The organism is Rhodococcus koreensis (genome assembly GCF_017068375.1).
Classification (GTDB): domain Bacteria; phylum Actinomycetota; class Actinomycetes; order Mycobacteriales; family Mycobacteriaceae; genus Rhodococcus_F; species Rhodococcus_F koreensis.
This window is the reverse complement of the sequence record NZ_CP070609.1, coordinates 1,595,781-1,616,428: the sequence shown is the minus strand read 5'-3', so window position 1 is coordinate 1,616,428 and position 20,648 is coordinate 1,595,781. Positions and strand designations below refer to the sequence as shown.

Genomic DNA, 20,648 nt, shown 5'->3' with positions numbered 1-20,648 from the left:
GCGGAGGAAATCGTGACCAGTTCTGTGATCGTCGCCGGAGCCCGGACCCCGATGGGCCGGTTGCTGGGTTCGTTGAAGGATGTGTCGGGTTCCGATCTGGGTGGGGTGGCGATTCGCGGTGCACTGGAGAAGGCGGGCGTCGCCCCCGAACAGGTCGAGTACGTGATCATGGGCCAGGTGCTCACGGCGGGGGCCGGTCAGATCCCGGCGCGGCAGGCCGCCGTGGCCGCCGGGATCGGGATGGACGTGCCTGCGCTGACGATCAACAAGGTGTGCCTGTCGGGGATCGACGCGATCGCGTTGGCGGATCAGCTGATCCGGGCCGGCGAGTTCGACGTCGTCGTCGCCGGCGGCCAGGAGTCGATGTCGCGTGCCCCGCACCTGCTGGAGAAGTCGCGGGAGGGGTTCAAGTACGGCGACGTCACGATGCGCGACCACATGGCGTTCGACGGGTTGTACGACATCTTCACCGATCAGGCGATGGGCAGCCTGACGGAGGCGAAGAACGCGGAGGACGGGCAGCGGATCAGCCGTGAGGAGCAGGATGCGTTCGCGGCAGCGTCGCACCAGAAGGCGGCGCGCGCCTGGAAGGACGGTGTCTTCGACGACGAGGTCGTGCCGGTTCCGGTGCCGCAGCGCAAGGGCGATCCCGTGCTCGTCGGCTCCGACGAGGGCGTGCGGGGCGATACGACCGCCGAGTCGCTGGCCAGGTTGCGGCCGGCGTTCAGCAAGGACGGCACCGTCACCGCCGGGTCGGCGTCGCAGATCTCGGACGGCGCGGCCGCCGTCGTCGTGATGAGCAAGGCGAAGGCTCAGGAACTGGGGCTGTCCTGGATTGCGGAGATCGGCGCGCACGGGGTGGTGGCGGGCCCGGATTCGACGTTGCAGTCCCAGCCGGCGCGGGCCATCGCGAAGGCGTGCGCCAAGGAAGGGATCGACCCGAAGGACCTGGACCTGGTGGAGATCAACGAGGCCTTCGCTGCGGTCGGGATCGCGTCGACGCGGGAGCTGGGCCTGGATCCGGAAATCGTGAACGTCAACGGCGGCGCGATCGCGATGGGGCATCCGCTGGGGATGTCGGGTGCGCGGATCGCACTGCATCTGGCACTCGAGTTGCGCCGTCGCGGCGGCGGCGTGGGCGCGGCGGCACTGTGCGGTGGAGGCGGTCAGGGTGACGCCCTGATCGTCCGCGTCCCCAAGTCTTGACAGACGATGGTCCGTGGTGGTGTGCCTCACACCACTACGGACTGTCGTAGATGGTCGGGCACAATGGTCGGCATGGCGAACGTCTTCGATCTCAGCACCACGGCCAAGCGCTTCCGATTTGTCGCAATTCTGGAGGCATTCACCTGGCTCGGCCTCCTCATCGGCATGGCCTTCAAGTACCTGCCCGCCGACGGCAACGAGATCGGCGTGAAGATCTTCGGCCCGATCCACGGCGGCGTCTTCGTGCTGTACCTGCTCGTCTCGCTGTGGACCGCGCGCAAGCTGAGCTGGAACCTGGTCACCGTCTTCTGGGCGCTCGTCGCCAGCGTCCCGCCGTTCGGCACCGTCGTGTTCGAGGTCTGGGCGGCCCGCACCGGCCGCATGGCCGAACTGTCCCGGACCGGCGAGGCGAAGAGCGAACCGTCGCTCGTCTGACCGAGTCCGCGGTAGGCACGGCCCGCATTCCGGCGCACGCTCGAATCGTGACAAACTGGTGGACGTGACTCGACCAGGTTCTCGTCCGTCAGCGCGTTCCTCAGCAGTGGCCGCAGCCATGAGCGGAGCAGTCGATCTCTCCGCCCTCAAGGAGCGTGCGGCCGCTCCGCCCCCGCCTGCGCCCGCACCCTCCGGGGACGGCGCCGCCCCGGCCGCCCCCGGCGGCACCGGCCTCGCATCCGTCATCGACGTCACCGAGGCGACGTTCGAGGCGGAGGTCCTCGTCCGGTCCCAGCAGGTCCCGGTCGTCGTGGACCTGTGGGCCACCTGGTGCGAGCCGTGTAAACAACTCTCACCCCTGCTCGAGAAGCTGGCACACGAGGCCGGTGGCACCTGGGTGCTCGCCAAGGTCGACGTCGATGCCAACCCGCGCATCGCGCAGGCTTTCGGCGTCCAGTCCGTCCCGACCGTCGTCGCCATCGCCGGCGGTCAACCGCTCGCCGACTTCCAGGGCGCGCAGCCCGAACCGCAACTGCGTCAGTGGCTCGCCGCCGTCCAGCAGGCGACCGCCGGAAAACTGTCCGGGCCGCCTGCCGGCAACGGCGACGCGGACGAGCCCGAGCCGGAGGACCCGCGTTTCGTCGCGGCCGAGGCGGCGCTCGACGAGGGCGACCTGGCCGCAGCCGAAGCCGAGTTCCAGAAGATCCTCGACGCGGAACCGGACAACGCGGAGGCGCAGGGCGCGATCCGCCAGGTACGTTTCCTCGCCCGCGTGCAGTCCGTCGATCCCGGTGCCGTCGCCGCGGCGGACGCCGCCCCCGCCGACATCGACGCCCAATTGCAGGCGGCGGACGTGGAGCTCTACTCCCAGGCGCCCGACGCGGCGTTCGCCCGCCTCATCGGTGTCGTCGCCCGCAGCGCCGGCGACGACAAGACCCGGGTTCGGACCCGTCTGCTGGAGTTGTTCGAACTGTTCGACCCGGCCGAGCCGGTCGTCATGACCGCGCGCCGGAAACTCGCCGCGGCACTGTACTGACGAGGAACCGGGGTGAGTGCTTTCGGCGCTCACCCCGGTCACCCCCGACGGCGATCAGCTGCGAACGCGCTCCACCCGTCCGACCAGAAGGACGTAGGACGCGATTCCGATCGCGGTCACCACGGTCATGTAGACGAATCCCGGAGCGAAACTGTCCTCGGTGACGAGCAACCCGATGACGATGGGCGTGGCGATCGACGACAGGTTGCCGATGAAGTTGAACATCCCGCCGGTCAGCCCGAGCAGCCGTTCCGGTGCGAGTGCCGACACCAGCGACCACGTGATCGACGCGAGTCCGTTGCCGAAGAAGGCGATGGACAGGAACACGATCACCATCGCGGTCGAGTCGGTGAAGTTCGCGCCGATCATCGCGACGGTCAAGAGCAGTCCGACGATGATCGGACCCTTCCGGGCGACTCCGAGAGAGACCCCCTTGCGCAGCAGGAAGTCCGAGAACACCCCGGAGAACAGCACACCGACGAGCGCCGCGACGAACGGCAGCGACGCGAGGAATCCGGACTTGTTCCGCGAGTCTCTCGGCGCAAACCCGGGTCCTTCAGGTCCGGGATGGCCGATCTGGTTTGTCGGACTGTGTGGCTAGTGTCTTCGGTCATGGCGGGGAGGGTGGTGAAGCGGGCGTTCAAGTACCGTTTCTATCCGACTGCGGTGCAGGCGGAACAGCTTGCTCGGACGTTCGGGTGCACCCGGTATGTCTACAACCGGGCGTTGGCCGAGCGGTCGCGTGCCTGGTCGCAGGAGCAGCGACGGGTCACCTACGCGGACACCTCGAAGATGCTCACCGGATGGAAACGAGACACCGAGACCGAGTGGTTGGCGGAGCCATCGAAGGGGCCGTTGCAGGAGGCGCTGCGGCAGTTGCAGGGTGCGTTCGAGAAGTTCTGGCGCAAGCAGACCCGATACCCGCAATTCAAGAAGAAGGGGCAGTCGAAGGATTCGGCGACCTACTACTCGAACTGCTTCGCCTACCGCGGCGGGCAGGTCCGGTTGGCCAAGCAGTCCGAACCCTTGGATATTCGGTGGTCGAGGCCGCTCCCGGAGGGGACAGTACCGTCGCAGGTGACGGTGTCGCGCAATGCTCGCGGTCAGTACCACATCTCAATTCTCGTCGAGGACACGATCGCCGAACTCGAGCCGGTCGATCGGGTGGTCGGGCTCGATGCCGGGATCACGAGCCTGTACACACTCTCGACGGGGGAGAAGATCACCAACCCGCGCCACGAGCGCGCGGACCGTGCGCGGTTGGCGAAGGCGCAGCGGATGCTGGCCAAGAAGCAGAAGGGATCCCGGAACCGGGCCAAGGCCCGACTGAAGGTCGCGAAGATTCATGGCCGGATCGCCGATCGGCGCCGCGATTATCTGCACACACTCTCCACTCGACTGGTGCGCGAAAACCAAGTGATCGCCATCGAGGATCTGAGTGTGCGGAACATGGTGAAGAATCGGTCGTTGTCTCGGGCGATCTCGGATGCGGGTTGGTCCGAGTTCCGGTCGATGCTCGAGTACAAGGCCGACTGGTACGGGCGGCGGGTGGTGGCGGTCGACCGGTTCTATCCGTCGTCGAAGACCTGCTCGGTGTGCGGGGAGGTCGCGTCGACGATGCCGCTGGACGTGCGGGAGTGGGCGTGCCGGTGCGGCGTCGTCCATGATCGGGATGTGAACGCGGCGAGGAATATTTTGGCCGTCGGACTGGCGGTGGCAGCCTGCGGAGACGGTGTGAGACCGCCTCGCACATAACGTGCGGGGTGGCGACTGTCGGTGAAACAGGAACCTCGGGACGCGAGTCTCGAGGGGAATCTCGGTCGTTCACGGCCGAGAGGAAGTCAAGTAATCCATGCCCCGGTAAATCAACGAGGTAGGTGGGAACCAGGTGACGAAGAACCACCGCGTCGACGTGAGCCAGAACTGCCCCAGGTATATTCCCCACAGCTTGTGCCGGCCGAGGACGGTGGCGACATCGTTCCGGGTCACCTCCGGACGCTCGCGTTCCTCCTCCACGAGGTCGACGTGCCAGGACAAGCACGGACTGCAACCATGAGAGAAGGAAGGGAGCAGGGCCAGTTCGATGAACTGTCCGGAGGTGTAGAAACCGATCACGATCGTACGTTCATGCTCGGGTACCAGGCCGTCGCGACCCGGCTGTTGATCGGGATACGCGGGCGCCCCCGAACACGCCGACCAGCAGTCGCAACGCGATGAGCGCCACGAGGCCGCCGATGACCCCATGCACGCGGTCGCGATCGAGCAGAGGATGAGGGCAGGCGGGGCAGAGCAGTCTCGGGGGAATCCGGTCGACGAGCCATCCACCGGGAATCTGCAGCGCTGCATACGTCCAGCCGAAGGCCGACAGCAGAAGTCCCCAGTCCGTACATGCCCGACGAGCGGATGCGCGGCCTCGTGCCGGTCGTGTGCCGGGCCGCCGGACGGATCTCCGCGGCGCTCGGCTATCGGGAGATCTGAGCCGGCGACCGGTCAGCGGTACCGGCCCTCGCAGGCCTGCTCGCCTCCGAGCACGCCGGTGCGGAAGGCGTCGACCCGGGAGAACCCGCTCGGCACGGTCTCCCCGTTCACGTCACTGGCGGCGAGTCCGTCGGTGAGCAGTCCCGAGACCGCCTCGTCGAGGTCGCCGGGGGACAACCACACGCTGCCCTCCGCCAGGGTGGCCGGACTGGCCGGGCTCAGCGCGCTGGTGATGACACCGGACAGGCAGGCGGCCCGCAGCGCGGTCTGCGGTGAGTGCAGATCGTCGCCCCGGTCCCGCTGCAACGCCAGGGTGTACCGCGAGGCGAGCAGGACGTACGCGTTGTAGTCGCCGGTGAGCTTGGTCTGGAACAGTTCACGACGGCCCGGGCGTCCCGGTGTGCCGCGTTCGGCGAGGGCGTCGACACTGACCCCGATCGTGTTGGTGGCCGGGCAGTACGACACCGGTTCCGTCACGTCGGCGTCCGCGCAGTCGAGGTCGGCGCCGTCGAGTTGCAGCGTGGGCGGATCGCTGAGATCGAAGATCTGCTGGAACGACGTGAAGAACGCCTCGACGGACTCGTCGGTGACGGGAAGTTCGCCGTCGTCGGTGTCGTCGGCGAAGCGCTGCGGCAGATCCGCGCGCCGCGAGTCGATCTCCTTCTCGTCGATGCGCGTGCACGCTGCCGGTCCGTCCGTGAATCCGATCTGGGTGGCGGTGACTCGTTCGAACGCCGAGCCGTGCACGTTGTCCGGATCGTTCGGGTCGGTGTCACCGATCGCCACTGCCGACGCCAGTACCTTGTTGAGGCCGTCCGACGTGTTCAGCGTGAAATGGGGCGCCTTGTCTTCCGCGATGTGCCGCATGAATGCCCCCGCGAAACAGTCGGCCTGCTGTTCCCGCACGATGCCGCCGCCCACGTTCTCGTCGGCGATTCCCGCCTTCGTCTGGACGGCGTGCCCGTACTCGTGGGCCAGCACGAAGACGGCGGCGACGATGCCGAACTTCTCCACGACCTCCGGCAGCAGCAGCGCGCGGTCCCAGCCGATGGTGTGGTCGGTGCTGCAGTAGCCGGCGTTGAGGAGTTCCTTGGTGCTGTCTCCGCAGAACCGGGGGCCGTCGGAATCCCGCGGATCCCAGGAGATCAGCTCCTCCACCGGCTCGAACGTGCGCTGGAACAGTGCCGGGAACTCGGTGCGCCAGTAACTCTCGATGTCGCTCACCGCGTTGGCCGCCATCGTGTCGATCTCACCGCCGTCGGTGCCGGTGACGGGGAGGTCGGCGGCGGGCGCGCCCTTGCGGGCACCGCTCGGACCCGACGTGGCGTCGAGGCCCGCCACCTTGAACGGATCGTCGTAGATGGACGCGGCCTCACCGTCCACCGAACGCGTGCACCCCGACAGTACGACCGCAGTCGCGGCCAGAACGCTCACGCTCGCAGCCCACAGCCGACGTCGGGTCAGCAAGGCCGTGCCTTCATCAACGCTCCAGACTCATCCAGATCGCTCCGTTCGCGGGCAGTGCCACCTCCGCGGAGGCGGGACGGCCGTGCCACGGCTGCGAAGTTGCCGTCACCGCACCGAGATTTCCCCAACCCGATCCTGCGTAGACCTCGGCGTCGGTGTTGAGAATTTCACGCCATTCGCCCCGTTCTGGCAAGCCCACACGATAATTCGCGTGCGCGGAACCCGAGAAATTGAACAGGCACGCCAGAATCGACCCGTCGGTGCCGTAACGCAGGAAGCTCAGGACGTTGTTCGCCGTGTCGTTGGCGTCGATCCAGGAGAACCCACCCGGTGACGTGTCGAGCGTCCACAACGCCGGGTGCTCGCGGTACGTGGCGTTGAGGTCGTGGACGAGCCGGAGCAGACCGCGGTGGAAGCCGCCCGTATACGGGTCGTCGAGCTGATACCAGTCGAGTCCGCGTTCCTCGGACCACTCCGCGGTCTGCCCGAACTCCTGACCCATGAACAGCAGTTGCTTGCCGGGGTGCGACCACATGTACGCCAGCAGGGCCCGCACGCCGGCGGCCTTCGACCAGTCGTCGCCGGGCATCCGCGTCCACAGCGTGCCCTTCCCGTGCACCACCTCGTCGTGGCTGATGGGGAGCAGATAGTTCTCGCTCCACGCGTACATCAGGGAGAACGTGATCTCGTGATGGTGATAGCTGCGGTGGACGGGATCGTGCGCCAGGAACCCGAGGGTGTCGTGCATCCACCCCATGTTCCATTTCATGTTGAACCCGAGTCCGCCGACGTTGGTCGCGCGGGTGACACCCGGCCACGCCGTCGATTCCTCGGCGATGGTGACGACCCCGCGGTGCTGCTTGTGGACCGTGGCGTTGGTCTCCTGCAGAAACGCGACCGCCTCCAGGTTCTCCCGGCCGCCGTGGATGTTCGGTGTCCAGCCGCCCTCCGGCCGCGAATAGTCGAGGTACAGCATCGACGCGACCGCGTCGACGCGCAGACCGTCCACATGGAACTCGTCGAGCCAGTACAGCGCATTGGCGACGAGGAAGTTGCGGACCTCGCGACGCCCGAAATCGAACACGTACGTTCCCCAGTCGAGTTGCTCGCCGCGCTGGGGATCGCTGTGCTCGTAGAGCGGTGTGCCGTCGAACCGGGCCAGCGCCCACTCGTCCTTGGGGAAGTGGGCAGGCACCCAGTCGACGATGACGCCGATGCCGGCGGCGTGCAGGTGGTCGACGAACCACCGGAAGTCGTCGGGCGAGCCGAACCGTGAGGTGGGCGCGTAGTACGACGTCACCTGGTATCCCCAGGACCCGCCGAACGGGTGCTCGGCGACCGGCAGCAGTTCGACGTGCGTGAACCCCGTCTCCGTGACGTGGGCGGCGAGTTGCTCGGCCATCTCGCGGTAGTTCAGCCCCGGTCGCCACGAACCGAGGTGCACCTCGTACACGCTCATCGGGGACTGCGCGGGCTCGGTGGCCGCCCGCTGCGCCAGCCACTCGGCGTCGTTCCATTCGTACGTGCTCACCGACACCCGGGACGCGGTCGCGGGAGGGACCTCCGTCGCGAAGGCCATGGGGTCGGCCTTGTCGCGCACACTGCCGTCGGGGCCGTGGACCCGGAACTTGTACAGGTCGCCGACCTCGATCCCGGGGACGAACAACTCCCACACCCCCGTCGACCCGAGCACCCGCATCGGGAAGTTCCGGCCGCTCCACCCGTCGAAATCGCCGATCACGCTCACCCCGCGGGCATTGGGCGCCCACACGGCGAACGACGTGCCGGTGACGGTGCCGTCGGGGGTGTCGTAGCGGCGGCGGTGCGCGCCGAGGATCTCCCACAGCCGCTCGTGCCTGCCCTCACCGAACAGGTGCAGGTCGAGTTCGCCGAGCGTCGGCAGGAACCGGTAGCCGTCGGCGGAGACGTCGTTGTGACCACCCGGCCACGTCGTGGACAGCCGGTAGTCCATCAGGTCCCGGTACGGCACCAGCGCGCCCCACACACCGTGCGCGAGGTGTTCCAGCGAGAAACTCGTCCCACCGATGACGGCGTCGACGGCCTCGGCGTAGGGGCGCAGCGCGCGGATCACCGTGCCCTCGGGATGTGGGTGCGCGCCCAGGATCGAGTGCGGGTTGTGGTGCTCGCCCCGGGCCAGCAGGTCGAGGTCGGCGGCGTCGGGTGCGATGGCGACAGGCGGTTCGACGGTCACTATGTACCTCCGCGGTAGGCCAGCTTCGTTCTGGCCGGATAGGGAATCGACGGTAATGCCAGGATATGGGCCACGGCCCGCCACGGTTCGAGGCGCACGAAGTTGGTCTGCCCCCAGTGATACTGCTCCCCGGTGACCTCGTCGAGCACGGTCAGGTGGTCGTGCCAGTCGCGGCCGAGCGCCGGCATGTCCAGCCACACGTTGCCCTGCTCGGCGCCGTACGGGTTGAGATTGATCACCGTCAGCACGGCGTCGCCGGTGGTGGCGTCGAACTTGGAGTACGCGATCAGGGCGTCGTTGTCGACGTGGTGGAAATGGATGTTGCGCAACTGCTGCAGCGCCGGATGCTGCCTGCGGATCCGGTTGAGCGCGGTGATCCACGGTTCCAGGGACTCGCCGCGGGCGGCCGCTCCCTCGAAGTCACGGGGACGCAGCTGGTACTTCTCCGAGTCGAGGTACTCCTCACTGCCCGGACGCACCGGAACATGTTCGTACAGTTCGTAACCCGAGTACACGCCCCACGTGGGCGACAGGGTCGCCGCCAGCGCGGCGCGCAGCGCGAACATTCCCGGACCGCCGGTCTGCAGGCTCTCGTGCAGGATGTCCGGGGTGTTGACGAAGAGGTTGGGGCGCGCCTCGTCGGCCTTGGCGGCGATCTCCTTGCCGAACTCCGTCAACTCCCACTTGGCCGTCCGCCACGTGAAATACGTGTAGGACTGCGTGAACCCGCGGCGGGCGAGACCGTACAGTCGTGCCGGACGGGTGAACGCCTCGGACAGGAACAGGACGTCCGGATCCGACTTTTTGACCTCGGCGATCAGCCACTCCCAGAAGTCCGCCGGTTTGGTGTGCGGGTTGTCGACCCGGAAGATCTTGACGCCCGCCGCAACCCAGTGCCGCACGACCCGCAGGACCTCCGCGTAGATGCCGTCGCGGTCGTCGTCGAAGTTGACCGGGTAGATGTCCTGATACTTCTTCGGCGGGTTCTCGGCGTAGGCGATGGTGCCGTCGGGAAGGACGGTGAACCATTCCGGGTGCTTCTTCGCCCAGGGATGGTCCGGTGCGGCCTGCAGGGCCAGGTCGATCGCCACCTCCAGGTTCAGCTTCCGGGCGGCGGCGATGAACGCCTTGAAATCGCGCAGCGTCCCGAGCTCGGGATGGATCGCGTCGTGGCCGCCCTCGTCCGAGCCGATCGCCCACGGCGAACCGACGTCCTCGGGGCCCGGGGTCAGCGTGTTGTTGGGGCCCTTCCGGTTGATCTTTCCCACCGGGTGGATGGGCGGCAGGTACACCACGTCGAAACCCATCGACGCGATCCGGGGAAGCGCCGCCGCGGACGTCGCGAACGTGCCGTGCCGGGGCCTGCCGTTCTCGTCCCGGCCGCCGGTGGATCGCGGGAAGAACTCGTACCACGACCCGAACAGCGCCCGCGTGCGATCGACGAGCACGGTGTGCGCCTCGCTCTTCGTGACCAGTTCGCGCAGCGGATGCGCGCGCAGCAGTTCGGTCACGTCCGATCCGAACGCCGGAGCCACCCGCTCGGAGAGGTGACGGTCGGAACGCAGCGACGCCGCGACCCCGGTCAGTCGTGAACGGTCCCCGCGGGGGACGCCCTTCGCGGCACGCTCGAACAACCGTGCACCGATCTCGAGGTCGTTGGCCAGTTCGGCCGGACCCTGTCCCACCGCGAGCTTCGCCTCGACCCCGTGCTTCCACGTGGTGACCGGATCGCTCCAGGCCTCGATTCGGAACGTCCAGAGACCCTCGCCGGTCGGGGTGAAGGAACCGTCGACCGTGTCGGGCACCGGACCGCTGGTCATGGGAATCCGGAACGTCGCCGAGCCGCCGGACGAAGCACTGCGCGGCCCCCGCACCGCCAGTGTGGCGGCCACGGCGTCGTGACCTTCGCGCCACACGGTTGCCCGGACGGGAAACACCTCACCCACAACGGCCTTGGCGGGAAAGCGGCCGCACCCGACGTTCGGTTCCACGTCGTCGATTCCGAGTCGACCTGTCACACTGGGCTCCGTTCCATAGCCGGAAGTTGCCGGCGGCTCGTGGGCTGGGCCGCCCGTTCAACCGTAGTGGAGTCGACCGGTTCCTGTCCGTATTGGAGATCTGACGCCCACCCGGCCCGACACGGCGCGACGACGCCCGCAGTGCGTTATCGTTCGCGAGGTGAAAGCCTTGCGTCGGTTCACTGTCCGAGCCCACCTTCCGGAGCGGCTCGCTGCCCTCGGTCCGCTGTCCACCAATCTTCGCTGGTCGTGGCATCCGGCCACGCAGGAACTGTTCGGATTGCTGGACGAGGACCTGTGGCGGCAGGTGCAGTTCGACCCGGTCCGGATGCTCGGTGAGGTCGATCCCGCCCGCCTGGACGAACTGGCCGAGGACGTCGCGTTCCTGGCCCGGCTCGACGCCGCGGCCGCCGACCTCGACGACTACCTGTCCCGGCCCCGCTGGTATCAGAACCAGCAGGCCAAGGGAGTGTCGCTGGACGGCGGGATCGCATATTTCTCAATGGAGTTCGGGGTCAGCGAAGTGCTGCCCAACTACTCCGGCGGCCTCGGAATTCTCGCCGGCGACCACCTGAAGGCGGCATCCGATCTGGGACTGCCGCTGATCGGTGTCGGGTTGTTGTACCGCTCGGGATACTTCCGGCAGTCGCTGACCGCGGACGGCTGGCAGGCCGAGCACTACCCGCCGCACGACCCGCAGGGCCTGCCGCTGCGCCTGCTCACCGAGTCCGGGCCGCAGTCGTCCGACGGGGCGCCCGTCCTCGTGCACGTCGCGGTACCCGGCGGTCGGGTGCTGCGTGCCCGCGTGTGGATCGCCCAGGTGGGGCGCGTCCCGCTGCTGCTGCTCGACTCCGACATCGCGGAGAACGACGCCGAGATGCGGGGCGTCACCGACCGCCTGTACGGCGGCGACCAGGACCACCGCATCAAACAGGAGATCCTCGCCGGCATCGGCGGCGTCCGCGCGGTGCGCGCCTACACCCACGCCTACGGCCTGCCCGATCCCGCCGTCTTCCACATGAACGAAGGTCACGCCGGTTTCCTCGGCATCGAGCGGATCCGCGAACTGGTCACCACCGGCGGGCTCGACTTCGACGAGGCGCTGGCCACGGTCCGCGCCGGCACCGTCTTCACGACCCACACCCCCGTTCCCGCGGGAATCGACCGGTTCCCGGCCGACCTCGTGCGGCACTACTTCGGCGGCGACAACGGGGCGAACGAATCGTCCCTGCTGCCGGGGCTGACGATCGACCGGATCCTCGGACTCGGGCGCGAATCGGATCCGTCCGTGTTCAACATGGCCCACATGGGCCTGCGTCTCGGGCAGCGAGCGAACGGTGTGTCCAAGCTGCACGGCATCGTCAGCCGGGAGATGTTCCAGCCGCTGTGGCAGGGCTTCGACGCCGGAGAGGTGCCGATCGGCTCGGTCACCAACGGTGTCCACGCGCCCACCTGGGCCGCACCCGAATGGATCGATCTCGCCACCCGCATCCTCGGCCCCGAACTGGTCGAGGAGGCCCGCGGCTGGGAGCGGCTGCAGGATCTGTCCGCCGAGGAGCTGTGGGCGACCCGCAACGCGCTGCGCGGAAAACTCGTCGAGGAGGTGCGCCGGCGGGTCCGGGCGTCCTGGATCGAACGCGGCGCGACGTCCGCCGAACTCGGCTGGACGAACGAGGTGTTCGACCCGAACGTGCTCACCGTCGGCTTCGCCCGGCGCGTGCCCACCTACAAGCGTCTGACGCTGATGCTGCGCGACCCCGAACGGCTGCGGGCACTGCTCCTCGACGAGGAGCGTCCGGTACAGCTTGTGGTCGCCGGGAAGAGTCACCCCGCCGACGACGGCGGCAAAGCCCTCATCCAGCAGGTCGTGCGGTTCGCCGACGCCGCCGACGTCCGGCACCGCATCACCTTCCTCCCCGACTACGACATGTCGATGGCGCGGTACCTCTACTGGGGTTGCGACGTGTGGCTCAACAACCCGCTGCGCCCGCTCGAAGCGTGCGGCACGTCGGGGATGAAGTCGGCGCTCAACGGCGGACTGAACCTGTCGATCCGCGACGGCTGGTGGGACGAGATGTTCGACGGCGAGAACGGCTGGGCCATCCCGACCGCGGACGGCGTCGTCGACGAGACCCGGCGCGACGACCTCGAGGCCAGCGCACTGTACGAACTGCTCGAGCGCGCCGTCCTGCCGAGGTTCTACGACCGCGCGGACGGACTGCCGGTGCGCTGGGTGGAGATGGTGCGTCACACGCTGCAGAATCTGGGCCCCAAGGTGCTCGCGTCGCGGATGGTGCGCGACTACGCCGTCCAGTACTACGCGCCCGCGGCCGAATCGGCTCGGACGGTGGCGGCGGAGAACTTCGCCGGCGCCCGCGAACTCGCCGCGTTCCGTCGACGCGTCGAGGCGGCATGGCCTGCGGTGACGGTCCTGCAGGTCGACGGCGCGGGGCTGCCCGACACTCCCGAGATCGGAGCGAATCTGGTGCTCCGCGCCCGTATCCGCCTCGGTGAACTGTCCGTCGACGACGTCACCGTGCAGGCCGTGATCGGCAAGGCCGGACCGGACGAGGAGCTCACCGACATCGTTACGGTCCCGATGACGCATTCGGCGTCGGACGAGTCGGGGGAGTTGTTCGTCGCCGACCTGGCGCTGCCGCTGTCCGGCTCGGTCGGGTACACGGTGCGGGTGCTTCCGCACCACGATCTGCTCGTCGATCCGTCGGAACTGGGCCTGGTGACGGTGCCGAACCCTTGACCGGCTCCACTGAGCCGGCCGGGGTTCGTCCCGGCACGGTTTACGGGCCGACGTCCCGGCGCCGGAAGCCGGCGACGCCGGCGAGGAACAGGGCCGCCGCCAGAATCAGCAGAACGGCGAGGGGGGCGGCCGCGAAGCTTTCGGCAGGCAGCGCCGGCGTGTAGTGGAAGGGGGAGAGAATCCCGAACCAGTCCGGGAGGACCTCCCCGAACATTCCGGCGACGAGAACGTAGCCCACGAACGCCCACAGAGCCGGCAGCGCGCGAGGGATCAGCCCGTAGACGGCCGCGCACGATCCGACGATCACGAGCACTGCCGGCACCGTGTTCAGGGCCGCGCCGGTCAACCGGCCGAGCGCGCCCGCATCGGACAGCGTGAACGCCGCGGTGATCCCCATGCCGACCCCGGCCATCACTGCGATCGCGACGGCCGCGGCCGCGATGACGACCAGCTGGCCACCGAGCCACCGCGCCCGCGACACGGGGGTGGCCAGTGCCTCCTCGGCGCGACCGGACGATTCCTCCGAGCGGATCGACACGACGGCACCGACGGCGTACATCGCGGCCATCACCACCAGGAACACCAGATACAGGGCGAACGCGCCGTCGGCGGCCGCCGCGGCGCCACCCGGCAGCAGCTGTGCGAGATCGGGATCCTGTCCGATGAAATCGCTGATCTGCCTGCCGAGGGAACCGATGGGCAGCGACAGAGCGAACACGCCGACACCCCAGGCGAGGATCTGGCCGCGCTGCTGGCGCGCCGCGAGCGCAGTGACTCCGGTGAGGCGGGGGGACGCCTCGGCGCGCCCGCCCCGCGGCGGGAGGAGTCCCGCCCCGACGTCCCGGCGACCGATGGCGCCATACGCGCAGATGACGGTCAGCGCCGCCGCGACGACGCCGATCAGCAACGGCCACCATCGTTCGTCGACGTACGCGCGGGTGGCCTGCGACCAGCCGATCGGCGACACCCACGTCAGCAGGCTCCCGCTGTGTCCCTGCTGCACGTCGCCCACCGCCCGAAGCAGGTACGCGACGACGACCGCGCAGATTCCGGCACCGCTTGCCGCGCGGGCGTGTTCGGTGAGCTGCGACGCCAGCGCCGACAGCGCGGTGAACACCAGACCCACGACCAGCACACCCGCCGACATGTTCAGCGAACCCACCGGAGGCAGACCCACGGCGAGCAACCCGATGACCAGCAGCAGCGCGACGAACACATTGGCGAGGGCCGCCGAGATCAGTCCCGCCGTGATTCCCGCGTACCGCCCGACGACGCCGGCGCGCACCAGTTCCGCGCGCCCGGTCTCCTCCTCCGTCCGCAGATGCCGCGTCACCAGCAGCACCGACATGATCGCCACGGCCACCATCGTCATGCCGGCGATCTCGTTGGCGACCATCGCACCCAGCGTGTAGTCGTCCAGGCCGTAGCCCGGCCCGGCAAGGGCGGTGGCGGCCGGGGACGAGATGAGTTCGGCACGGGCCTGCCGGGATTCGGCGGTCGGGTAGATGGTGGAGTAACTCGACGCGAGCAGGACGGTGAGACCGGCCACCGCGACCGTCCACACCGGAATCCGGACCCGGTCGGTGCGCACCGCCAGTTCGGCGAGCACACCCGTCCCGCTCAGCTGACTCACTGCGACCGTCCGATCCCGAGCGCCTCGACCTCGTCGCGGTACTCGCGGAGGAACAGGTCCTCCAACGTCGGCGGGTTGGCGGTGATCGAGACGATGCCCAGCCCCGTCAACGTGGTCATGACCGGGTCGATCTGATCGGAATCGACGTCGAACGTCACCGTGTTCGCGTCCTCACCCTTCTGCAGGTTGTGCACACCGGGGACGTTCCCGATCGGATTGGGCTTGATCCGGGTGGTCGCCGTCACCGTCGTCCGGGTGAGATGCCGCAGCTCGGACAATGTTCCCGCCTGCACCGTCCTCCCCGCCCGGATGATGGTCACGGCGTGGCACAGCGCATCCACCTCGGCGAGGATGTGGCTGGACAGCAGCACCGTGCGTCCGCCGCGCGCGAATTCGGTGATGCACTCCTGAAACACCGCCTCCATCAACGGGTCCAGGCCCGACGTCGGCTCGTCGAGGATGAGGAGTTCGGTGTCGGCGGCGAGCGCGGCCACGAGGGCGACCTTCTGCCGGTTGCCCTTCGAATAGGTGCGGCCCTTCCGGGTGGGGTCGAGTTCGAACCGCTCGATCAGCGACGCGCGCCGCGCCGGATCGAGTCCGCCGCGCAGTCGCCCGAGAAGGTCGATCGCCTCGCCGCCGGACAGGTTGGGCCACAGGTTCACTTCGCCCGGCACATAGGCGAGCCGCCGATGCACGGGTACGGAATCACGCCACGGATCGGAACCGAGAACGGACGCCGAACCCCCGTCGGCGCGCAGCAGACCGAGGAGCACCCGGATGGTCGTGGACTTGCCCGCGCCGTTGGGTCCGAGGAATCCGTGCACCTCGCCCGGCTTCACCTCCAGGTCGAGGCCGTCGAGGGCGAGCACTTCACCGAACTTCTTGGTGAGTCCGCGGACTGAGATCGCAAGGTCCATCGGTCGAGCATAGGTGCGCACCGATCCGCTGTCCGACTCAGTGCGGAGCAGCGTTTCAGGGGCGTGAGTCGCGGATCCGTCCCAGCGCCTTGCGCACGACCTCCGGATCCGACGTCTCCCAGAACGGTGGCAGCGATGCCCGCAGATACCCGGCGTACCGGGCGGTGGCGAGCCGCGGATCGAGGACCGCCACCACACCCTTGTCGTCGACGCTGCGCAGCAGACGTCCCACACCCTGCGCGAGCAGCAGCGCCGCGTGATTGGCTGCGACGGAAAGGAACCCGTTGCCGCCGCGCGACTCGACCGCCTTCTGCCGGGCGACCAGCAACGGGTCGTCGGGGCGGGGGAACGGGATGCGGTCGAGGATCACCAGGCTCAGGGACGGACCCGGCACGTCGACGCCCTGCCACAGCGACAACGTGCCGAACAGCGACGTCGGCTCGTCGCCGGCGAACGCCCGGACGAGGGCGCCCGTCGAGTCGTCACCCTGGCAGAGGATCGGGGTGTCGAGCCGGTCGCGCATCGCCTCCGACGCGGCCTTCGCGGCCCGCATCGACGAGAACAATCCCAGCGTCCGCCCGCCCGCCGCCTCGACGAGTTCGGCGATCTCGTCGAGATACGTGGGGGACAGGCCGTCCCGCCCCGGCGGCGGCAGTTGCTTCGCGATGTAGATGATGCCGGCGCGGGCGTGGTCGAACGGCGACCCGACGTCGAGGGCGTTCCACTTGAGCGTGCCCGTGTCGGACGGCGCCTCGGACCCGGTGGCCATCGCCGGATCGATCACGACGGACGACTCCGCGGGAAGTCCCCAGTTGACCGCGAGGCCGTCGAAGGACCCGCCGACGGTCAGCGTGGCGGACGTGAGGACCACGGTCGATTCCGCGAACAGCCGGGAACGTAGCAGCCCGCCGACCGACAGCGGCGCCATCCGCACCACCCGGCGGATCGAACCGCGGTTGTCGTCGGCGGCCAGCCACACCACGTCGTGGCGCTTCGCCGGATCCGGCTCGTCGAACGCGCTGAGAACCCGGACGGCGCTGTCGTGAACCTCCTCGACCGACGCGAGCGCGGTGTTGCGGGCGGCGGCCGCCTCCGGGTCGCTCAACGCCATGCCCGGACGGGACGGGCCGATGGCCGTGCGCAGCGCCCAGGCGGCGTCGCGGACAGCGGCGAGCGCGGGCGCCGCACCGGGCGGCAATGCCTCCCACCGCTCGGGCCGCAACTCCTCGAGCAGCGCCGCCCAGCCCTCGCCCGCCGCCTCGAGACGATCGGCGTCCTGCTCCTCGACGAGCTTCGCGCAGCGCCGCGCCGCGGCACTGATCGTCGACGCCGCCAACTCCGCGGTGGCAACGTTGGTGACGCGGTCGACCAGTTCGTGTGCCTCGTCGATGACCACGACGTCGTGTTCGGGGAGGATCGCGATTCCGGTGATGGCGTCGATGGCGAGCAGGGCGTGGTTGGTGACCACGACGTCGACCTGCGACGCCTCCGCGCGGGCCCGCTCCGCGAAGCAGTCCTCGCCGACCGGGCAGCGGGACTTGCCGAGGCACTCCCGGGCCGTGACGCTGACCTGGCGCCACGCCTTGTCGCTGACTCCGGGGGCCAGGTCGTCGCGGTCGCCGGTCTCGGTGTCCGAGGACCACTCGGTGAGGCGCTGGACCTCACGGCCGAGCCGGGACACCGCGAACGGGTCGAACAGCTCGTCGGCCGGTGGCTCCTCCGCAGTCCCGGTGTGGATCTTGTTCATGCACAGATAGTTGTTGCGGCCCTTGAGGATCGCGAAATGCGGCCTGCGGCCGAGTGAACCCTGCAGCGCGTCCGCGAGCCGCGGCATGTCGCGGTCGATCAGCTGACGCTGCAGCGCGATGGTGGCCGTCGAGACGATGACCGTCTTGCCGCTCTGCACGGCGTGCCGGACGCTCGGCACGAGGTAGGCGAGCGACTTGCCGGTACCCGTACCGGCCTGGACGGCCAGATGCTCCCCGGTGTCGATCGAATGCGCGACGGCGGAAGCCATGGTCAGCTGGTTGGACCGCTCGGCACCGCCCAGCGACCGCACCGCCGTGCGCAACAGCTCGGGGACGTTGGGGAGGTTTTCAGGCACCCGAGCAGGTTACTCGGGACCTACGTCAGAAATCGTCACGCGGTCCGAGGGGACGTCCGCGTCGCGCCCTACGAGGCGCACCCCGGCGGCCCGCATCGCGGTGATCGCGGCCTCGACGGTCGCGGGCGCCACACCCGCGGTGAGGGGGAGCAGCACGCGCGTCGGGAAGCCGGCGGCCACGGCGTCGAGTGCCGTCGCGACCACGCAGTGATCGGTGGCGATCCCCACGATGTCGACCTCGGTGACCCCGGCCGCACGCAGCCATTTCTCCAGGGTCTGGCCGTCGGAGTTCGTGCCCTCGAAGCCCGAGTACGCCGCCGAGAACTCGCCCTTGGAGAACACCGACTCGATGCCGCTCCGATCGAGGTCCGGGTGGAACTCCGCGCCGTGGGTTCCCGATTTGCAGTGCACCGGCCAGGTGTCGACGTAGTCCGGTTCTTCGGAGAAGTGGTGGCCCGGGTCGATGTGGTGGTCGATGGTGGCCGCGATCGCGTCGTAGACGGCTCCGGTCAGGAAGCGGCTGATCGCCGCCGCGACCGCGGAACCGCCCTCGACGGCGAGGGAGCCGCCCTCGCAGAAGTCGTTCTGGACGTCGACCACGAGCAGCGCCCGCCGGGCGTCGGTGCTCTCGATGTCGCTCATGGTGCCCTCCTGGATTCGGGTTCGGCGAAGCGCACGGGGATCGCGGGCTCGCCGTGGGAGAGCTTCAAACCCTCCCACGGGAGACTGACGAGGCCCGCCGCCAGGAGGGATCTGCTGTCCTCCAGAGTAGTCGCCTCGCAGGCGGTCTCACCGCCCCGCACCAGCGGGACCAGCAGTTCTGTCACCTCGAGGCCTGCCGCGCCGGGCGCGTCGGAGTGGGCCGGGTACACCACCTCCTCCACCAGGGTTCCGGTGTCGCGGGCGAACCGCACCGCCTTCTTGACGCCGCCCCGCGACGCCTTGTTGCTGCTCCGCTTCTCGACGGGGATGCCGTCCACCTCGACGAGTTTGTAGACCATTCCCGCGGTCGGCGCACCCGACCCGACGACGACGGACGTGCCGACCCCGTAGACGTCGACCGGTTCGGCCCGCAACGCGGCTACGGCGTACTCGTCGAGGTCGCCGGACACGACGATCTTCGTGCCGGTCGCCCCGAGGCCGTCGAGTTGCCCGCGCACCTGCCGGGCGAGAACACCCAGATCGCCGGAGTCGATCCGGACACCCCCGAGACCGGGGCCCGCGACCTCGACGGCCGTCTCGACGCCCGCGGTGATGTCGTACGTGTCGACGAGGAGCGTGGTTCCGACTCCGAGTGCCGCGACCTGCGCGCGGAACGCCGCCGCCTCGTCCGGCCCGTCCGGGGTGGTGTGCAACAAGGTGAACGCGTGCGCACTGGTGCCCGCACCGGGAACGCCGTGCCTGCGGACCGCCTCCAGGTTCGACGTGGCCGTGAAACCCGCCAGGTACGCGGCGCGCGAGGCCGCGACCGCCGATTCCTCGTGGGTGCGCCGCGAACCCATCTCGATCATCGGGCGTCCGTCGGCGGCGCTGACCATCCGTGCGGCGGCGGACGCGATCGCGCTGTCGTGGTTGAGGATCGACAGGATCAGCGTCTCGAGCAGCACGCATTCGGCGAACGTTCCGCGGACGGACAGGATCGGGGAACCGGGAAAGTAGAAGTCGCCCTCGCGGTAGCCGTCGATGTCGCCGCCGAACCGATAGTCACGCAGCCATTCGACGGTTGCGTCGTCGAGGAAGCGGGAGACGATCTCGAGTTCCGGATCGCCGAAGCGGAAGTTCGACAGCGCCGCGACCAGGCGGGCGGTGCCGGCGACGATTCCGTAGCGGCGACCGTCCGGAAGGCGGCGGGCGAACACCTCGAAGCTGCAGTGACGGTGGGCGGAACCGTCGGCGAGGGCCGCCGACAGCATCGTCAACTCGTACTGGTCGGTGAACAAGGCGGTGCTGTCTCTGGACACCCGGCCACTGTAAGCCGCGGTGTCGCCGGGCGGTGGAGCGTCGTACCCTTGTGTCATGGCTCATTGCTCGACGACAGCTCCATTCGTGGATGCCATGCCGGCATCGCCGCAGGTCACCCCTGCAGAGTCGGAGGTCGTCGAGGTCGATGAAGCCAATGATCGTCCCTGGGTCACCGTGGTGTGGGACGATCCGGTGAATTTGATGCACTACGTCACCTACATTTTCCAGAAGCTCTTCGGGTACAGCAAAGCGAAGGCGACGGAACTGATGATGCAGGTGCATTCCGAGGGGAAGGCCGTGGTGTCGAGCGGCTCCCGCGACAAGGTCGAAAACGATGTACGCAAGCTGCACGCGGCGGGCCTGTGGGCCACGATGCAGCGGGACAGCAGCTAACTTTCCGTTCGGACAGTAAGGAACTCGGT

The 20,648-nt window shown here is 68.8% G+C and carries 16 protein-coding genes; 6 read left to right on the top strand and 10 right to left on the bottom strand.

Annotated elements, in window-relative coordinates; all coding sequences use genetic code 11:
- Window positions 1-12 precede the first annotated feature (12 nt).
- The 3 genes from JWS14_RS07495 (at window position 13) to JWS14_RS07485 (ending at window position 2,677) form a co-directional block, all read left to right on the top strand.
- Window positions 13-1,206, top strand: a complete 1,194-nt coding sequence (locus JWS14_RS07495; RefSeq protein WP_206012782.1) for an acetyl-CoA C-acetyltransferase — start codon at window positions 13-15, stop codon at window positions 1,204-1,206.
- Between the two features lie 63 nt (window positions 1,207-1,269).
- Window positions 1,270-1,641 carry a DUF3817 domain-containing protein gene (locus JWS14_RS07490; protein WP_206012781.1) on the top strand — a complete coding sequence of 124 codons (372 nt, stop codon included), beginning with the start codon at window positions 1,270-1,272 and terminating at the stop codon, window positions 1,639-1,641.
- Between the two features lie 118 nt (window positions 1,642-1,759).
- Entirely contained in the window at window positions 1,760-2,677 is a 918-nt protein-coding gene (locus JWS14_RS07485; RefSeq protein ID WP_206012780.1) for a tetratricopeptide repeat protein, read from the top strand.
- 54 nt (window positions 2,678-2,731) lie between these two features.
- Here JWS14_RS07485 and JWS14_RS07480 read toward each other — a convergent pair whose 3' ends face one another.
- Complete coding sequence (locus JWS14_RS07480) at window positions 2,732-3,253, bottom strand: MFS transporter (protein WP_255315020.1); 522 nt, start codon at window positions 3,251-3,253, stop codon at window positions 2,732-2,734.
- Between the two features lie 36 nt (window positions 3,254-3,289).
- Between JWS14_RS07480 and JWS14_RS07475 the strand changes: the two genes are divergently transcribed.
- Window positions 3,290-4,432 (top strand): RNA-guided endonuclease InsQ/TnpB family protein, encoded by a 1,143-nt coding sequence (locus tag JWS14_RS07475; protein ID WP_206012779.1) that lies wholly within the window; start codon window positions 3,290-3,292, stop codon window positions 4,430-4,432.
- 69 nt (window positions 4,433-4,501) lie between these two features.
- On the opposite strand, the gene JWS14_RS51715 is transcribed toward JWS14_RS07475, so the two are convergent.
- The 4 genes from JWS14_RS51715 to JWS14_RS07450 form a co-directional block, all read right to left on the bottom strand.
- Entirely contained in the window at window positions 4,502-4,792 is a 291-nt protein-coding gene (locus tag JWS14_RS51715; protein ID WP_072946984.1) for a hypothetical protein, read from the bottom strand.
- Window positions 4,793-5,167: 375 nt separating this feature from the next.
- Window positions 5,168-6,589, bottom strand: a complete 1,422-nt coding sequence (locus JWS14_RS07460; protein ID WP_083395819.1) for a neutral zinc metallopeptidase — start codon at window positions 6,587-6,589, stop codon at window positions 5,168-5,170.
- A gap of 46 nt (window positions 6,590-6,635) precedes the next feature.
- Entirely contained in the window at window positions 6,636-8,834 is a 2,199-nt protein-coding gene (glgB, locus tag JWS14_RS07455; RefSeq protein WP_072946986.1) for a 1,4-alpha-glucan branching protein GlgB, read from the bottom strand.
- A complete protein-coding gene (locus JWS14_RS07450) occupies window positions 8,834-10,852 on the bottom strand; it encodes an alpha-1,4-glucan--maltose-1-phosphate maltosyltransferase (protein WP_206012778.1) in 2,019 nt (672 codons plus the stop codon). The genes glgB and JWS14_RS07450 overlap by 1 nt, the downstream gene beginning before the upstream one ends.
- A 160-nt stretch (window positions 10,853-11,012) precedes the next feature.
- Here JWS14_RS07450 and glgP point away from each other — a divergent pair, with 160 nt between their 5' ends.
- Window positions 11,013-13,610 carry an alpha-glucan family phosphorylase gene (glgP, locus tag JWS14_RS07445; RefSeq protein WP_206012777.1) on the top strand — a complete coding sequence of 866 codons (2,598 nt, stop codon included), beginning with the start codon at window positions 11,013-11,015 and terminating at the stop codon, window positions 13,608-13,610.
- Window positions 13,611-13,650: 40 nt separating this feature from the next.
- On the opposite strand, the gene JWS14_RS07440 is transcribed toward glgP, so the two are convergent.
- Genes JWS14_RS07440 through JWS14_RS07420 form a run of 5 tightly spaced genes read right to left on the bottom strand, consistent with a single transcriptional unit; the run spans window position 13,651 to window position 20,282 of the window.
- The gene (locus tag JWS14_RS07440; protein ID WP_241031281.1) at window positions 13,651-15,243 is read right to left on the bottom strand and encodes an ABC transporter permease; all 1,593 of its coding nucleotides are present in this window, start codon (window positions 15,241-15,243) and stop codon (window positions 13,651-13,653) included.
- Window positions 15,240-16,160 (bottom strand): ABC transporter ATP-binding protein, encoded by a 921-nt coding sequence (locus tag JWS14_RS07435; RefSeq protein WP_072946992.1) that lies wholly within the window; start codon window positions 16,158-16,160, stop codon window positions 15,240-15,242. The genes JWS14_RS07440 and JWS14_RS07435 overlap by 4 nt, the downstream gene beginning before the upstream one ends.
- Before the next feature lie 55 nt (window positions 16,161-16,215).
- The gene (locus JWS14_RS07430; protein ID WP_072946995.1) at window positions 16,216-18,264 is read right to left on the bottom strand and encodes an ATP-dependent DNA helicase; all 2,049 of its coding nucleotides are present in this window, start codon (window positions 18,262-18,264) and stop codon (window positions 16,216-16,218) included.
- Between the two features lie 9 nt (window positions 18,265-18,273).
- Window positions 18,274-18,906: an isochorismatase family protein gene (locus JWS14_RS07425; protein WP_072946997.1), complete on the bottom strand. Its 633-nt coding sequence runs from the start codon at window positions 18,904-18,906 to the stop codon at window positions 18,274-18,276.
- Window positions 18,903-20,282, bottom strand: coding sequence for a nicotinate phosphoribosyltransferase (locus tag JWS14_RS07420; protein ID WP_072946999.1), 1,380 nt, complete (start codon window positions 20,280-20,282; stop codon window positions 18,903-18,905). The genes JWS14_RS07425 and JWS14_RS07420 overlap by 4 nt, the downstream gene beginning before the upstream one ends.
- On the opposite strand from JWS14_RS07420, the gene clpS reads away from it, so the two are divergent.
- Window positions 20,281-20,619, top strand: coding sequence for an ATP-dependent Clp protease adapter ClpS (gene clpS, locus JWS14_RS07415; RefSeq protein WP_072947001.1), 339 nt, complete (start codon window positions 20,281-20,283; stop codon window positions 20,617-20,619). The genes JWS14_RS07420 and clpS overlap by 2 nt on opposite strands.
- Window positions 20,620-20,648 lie beyond the last annotated feature (29 nt).

Excerpts from the sequence above, each read along its gene's own strand:
- JWS14_RS07490 (WP_206012781.1), top strand. The coding sequence starts at position 1,270 with ATGGTCGGCATGGCGAACGTCTTCGATCTCAGCACCACGGCCAAGCGC.
- JWS14_RS07425 (WP_072946997.1), bottom strand. The coding sequence starts at position 18,906 with ATGAGCGACATCGAGAGCACCGACGCCCGGCGGGCGCTGCTCGTGGTC.
- JWS14_RS07475 (WP_206012779.1), top strand. The coding sequence starts at position 3,290 with ATGGCGGGGAGGGTGGTGAAGCGGGCGTTCAAGTACCGTTTCTATCCG.
- JWS14_RS07435 (WP_072946992.1), bottom strand. The coding sequence starts at position 16,160 with ATGGACCTTGCGATCTCAGTCCGCGGACTCACCAAGAAGTTCGGTGAA.
- JWS14_RS07420 (WP_072946999.1), bottom strand. The coding sequence starts at position 20,282 with ATGACACAAGGGTACGACGCTCCACCGCCCGGCGACACCGCGGCTTAC.
- clpS (WP_072947001.1), top strand. The coding sequence starts at position 20,281 with ATGGCTCATTGCTCGACGACAGCTCCATTCGTGGATGCCATGCCGGCA.
- JWS14_RS07485 (WP_206012780.1), top strand. The coding sequence starts at position 1,760 with ATGAGCGGAGCAGTCGATCTCTCCGCCCTCAAGGAGCGTGCGGCCGCT.